Source organism: Shewanella sp. ZOR0012 (assembly GCF_000798835.1).
Taxonomy (GTDB): domain Bacteria; phylum Pseudomonadota; class Gammaproteobacteria; order Enterobacterales; family Shewanellaceae; genus Shewanella; species Shewanella xiamenensis.
In genome coordinates, this window is the sequence record NZ_JTLE01000089.1 from 1 (window position 1) to 483 (window position 483).

At 48.2% G+C, this 483-nt stretch carries 1 protein-coding gene; it reads right to left on the reverse strand.

All coding sequences use genetic code 11. The features are described 5' to 3' along the window. A partial coding sequence (locus L976_RS01780) for an IS4/Tn5 family transposase DNA-binding protein (protein ID WP_197062265.1) occupies positions 1-362 on the reverse strand: 362 nt, incomplete at its 3' end. Positions 363-483: the final 121 nt, after the last annotated feature.

Consider the following 483-nt stretch of genomic DNA (forward strand, 5'->3'; position numbering starts at 1 on the left):
GAATGCGCCAGAATGGCACGGTTTTTATCCCCTTGATTGGTATGACCTAACTCCTCCCTGACACTGTCATGCTTGTAAGTCAGCGAGGTGGTATCCTCTAGTGCTAACAAGATGTCATGCTCTCGAGCTTGCTGCGCGGTGGCTTGAAAACCCGCTTCAGCAATATCACTGGCTTGAATATTCTCATTGCGGATAAATCGGTAGGCCCCTTCAATCTCAGCGGGGGATAAGGGAAGTCTGGACACGGCAACTCCGGGTTGTTGGGTAATTGAGGTAGCCAGTGAAACAAGTCTTTGTGTACGTCTTGGGTCGTTGAGGTTTGCGTGCCCAAATTGACATTGCGCCCACTGCTCTGGATCCATCATCTTCATCATAATCGCCTCGAATATTTAGCCCTAGACGATCTGATCACAATGCGGGGAATGAGTTCAAAAAAAATCCCTGAGCATTGTTCAGGGATTTGTGTATGAGAGACAGGCATTT